This window comes from Streptomyces alkaliphilus, assembly GCF_014141535.1.
In the GTDB taxonomy this organism is placed as follows: domain Bacteria; phylum Actinomycetota; class Actinomycetes; order Streptomycetales; family Streptomycetaceae; genus Streptomyces; species Streptomyces alkaliphilus.
This window is the reverse complement of the sequence record NZ_VKHT01000713.1, coordinates 1-2,768: the sequence shown is the minus strand read 5'-3', so window position 1 is coordinate 2,768 and position 2,768 is coordinate 1. Positions and strand designations below refer to the sequence as shown.

Annotated in this window: 2 protein-coding genes; one reads left to right on the top strand and one right to left on the bottom strand. The window is 74.7% G+C overall.

The features are described 5' to 3' along the window. Nucleotides 1–297 precede the first annotated feature (297 nt). A complete protein-coding gene (locus FNQ90_RS18820) occupies nucleotides 298–1,446 on the bottom strand; it encodes a MerR family transcriptional regulator (protein ID WP_228471388.1) in 1,149 nt (382 codons plus the stop codon). Nucleotides 1,447–1,932: 486 nt separating this feature from the next. Between FNQ90_RS18820 and FNQ90_RS18815 the strand changes: the two genes are divergently transcribed. Further along, nucleotides 1,933–2,679: an RNA polymerase sigma factor gene (locus tag FNQ90_RS18815; protein WP_407699394.1), complete on the top strand. Its 747-nt coding sequence runs from the start codon at nucleotides 1,933–1,935 to the stop codon at nucleotides 2,677–2,679. Nucleotides 2,680–2,768 lie beyond the last annotated feature (89 nt).

Sequence of the window (2,768 nt, the reverse complement as noted above, 5' to 3'; positions counted from 1 at the left end):
GCGAGGGAGCCGCGCAGGTGGCGCTGCGGTCGTTTCACGGGTGGGGGATCCTTCCGGGTGGTGCGGCAGGAACGGTTCAACGACGTGCGGTCGGGACGTCGCGTCCGGGATGCGGACGTGACGCCCGGGCACGGTACCGCCCAGCGGTACCCGGGGGGAATGGTCGGTGACGGCAATTCGAATGACCGTCATATGACGGGGGGCCGGGTGGGTGAACGCGACAAGTGGTGCGGAAAAGAAGTTTTCCTGACCTTGCGTCGATTTCCTCCCCGGGCGCTCCGACCGTCCGGCGGGGCGTCAGGCCGTGTTCGGGCCGGCTCCCGCCGAGGCCGCGGCCAACAGGTCCAGGGCCGAACCCAGGGTGGTGGGGCGCCGGGTGCCGGGGACGGTGGGTCCGGCCGCCCACCCCGGTCCCAGCGTCAACACCGTCGGCCGGGTGCGGGCTCCCCTTATCCCCCACGCCACGCCGGTCAACCGGTGTGCCATCGCCCGATCGGCCGTACCCCGGGACTGGGCCCACAGCGCGACCGCCGTCGGCCCGGTCCGGCGCACCGCGTCGAACAACGCCTCGGCGGGCACCGCCGCGCCGAACATGCGCTGCGGGACGCCTCGTTCCGCCAGGCCGGCCGACACCGCCTCCAACGGCAGGGTGTGCAGTTCGTTGGGGGTGCAGGCCAGGACGACGGGTGATCCCGCCCGGGGCGCGTCGGCCCGGGCGACCGTGAGGCGCAGCACCGAGGAGACGTGCCACGACAGCAGGTGCTCGACCTCCACGTACCGCTCGCCCGAGGTCTGCCATTTGCGTCCCACCGCGCGCAGCGCGGGCATGATCACCTCGGTCCACGCGGTGACCAGGCCGTGGTCGGCGATCGCCGCCTCCAGACGCCGCTGCACCGTGGGGGCGTCCAGTCGTACCGCGGCCCGGGCCAGGCCCCGGCACTCCTGGGGGACGTGCTCCCCGAACGGCAGCGTGTTCCCGCCACCGGTGGGCGGGCGGCGGTTCGCCCCGTCGGCCCCGGGCCCGGCCTCCCCGGCGTCCGTGTCCCCTGCCGCCGGGTCCCCTGCCTCCGGGTCCCCGCGGCCGGTGACCCGTCCGTCGGTCGGGGTTCGCGAACCGGCGACGGCCGCCCCGGACGTCCGCCGGGCCCCCGACCCGGTGTCGGGCGTGTCGGAGGCGGAATCCTCCGGCGTGTCGTCCCGGTCGGGCCCCGTCATCGGATCCCCGCCCGTCGCCGCCGCCCGGCGGGCCTCCGCCGCCGCCTCGGCGGGCGGCACCCCCTCGCTGGTCAGCCTGCACATGTGGGCCAGGACGGCGATGTCCTCGGGGGTCCAGCGCCGGTGCCGCCCACCGGTGCGGCCGGCCGGCCCGATGCCGTAGCGCCGATCCCAGGAGCGCAGCGTGGTCGGTGCCACCCCGAAGTGTTTGGCCACCGCCCCGGTGGTCAACCCGGCACTTCCCGGGGGCGCCGCGTCACCCCCTTCGACCTGCGGTTCCGCGGAGCGCGCCGGTTGGCGCCGGGGGACGTTCCGGGACCCGGGGGCCGCTTTCTCCTCGCGCATGCGCCCACTCTACGTTTTCCCGACACAAGACGATGCAGAAACGACGCAAGTTGTGCCATGCGTCGCTTCGCTCCACGATGAGATGGCCGCGGCGTGACGAGGCGCCCGGTGTCGGTGTCCAACCGTGCGGGCCGCACGGACCGGGACACCCGTCCCGGCCAACCGACCGGCCCCCGGCCCGGCGGGAGGAGCGACCACGTGGCCACAGCAACGCATGATTCCGAGTGCACCCATGAGGCACGTACCGGAGCGGTGACCCGCCCCGGACGGCCCGATCGATCGGGGAGACCCGGGCGTGCGCCCGTCTCCGTGCTCCGGGGGGCCGCGACGCCGATCCCGGACGGCGGCGTCCCGGACGAGCCGGGGCGGGCAGTGGAGGCCACCGGGATCACAGCGGTCACAGCAATCACAGCAATCACAGAGGTCACCGGGAATACGGAGACCACCGGGAACACGAGGGACGGCAGCGGTATCGGGACCATCGGCAACACCGGCCTCGAGCCGGACCCCTCCGCGGAGATCGCCCGGGGGATCGCAGAGCGCCTGGTCGCCGGCGACTCCGGCGCCCTGGCCGACGCCTACCGCCTGTGGGGCAATCTGGTCCACTCCCTGGCCGCCCGTGCCGTGGGTGACCGCCGGGAGGCCGAGGACATCACCCAACAGGTCTTCCTCTCCGCCTGGCGCGGGCGCCTGACCTACCGCCCCGATCGGGGCCCCCTCCCGGGGTGGATCGTCGGCATCACGCGCCGCCGCATCGCCGACTCCCTGGCCGCCCGCACCCGCCGGCACGATCTGGTGGTCGCCGCCGGCAACCGATACGTCACCACCGGCGGCACCGTGGAGGACAGCGCGGACGACGTGGTGCGACGGGTCCTGATCGCCCGCGAACTGGACCTCCTTCCGCCGCGTCAGCGCGAGGTGCTGCGGTTGAACTTCTACGAGGACCTGACCCACAGCGACATCGCCGAACGCACCGGGCTGCCCCTGGGGACGGTCAAGAGCCACGCCCGCCGCGGGTTGCTCCGGCTGCGCCGGCGGTTGCAGGAGGCCGGTTACGCCGGGGAGGGGGACCCGCGGGGCACCGGGCGCGGTGCCGGGGCCCCCGTCCCCGCCGGTTGACCGGCCGTCCGCCGCCGCGCCGGAGCCGACCCGTATCCGTACCGCACACGTCACAGGAGGCAGGGATGACACTCCGCGACGAACTCCCG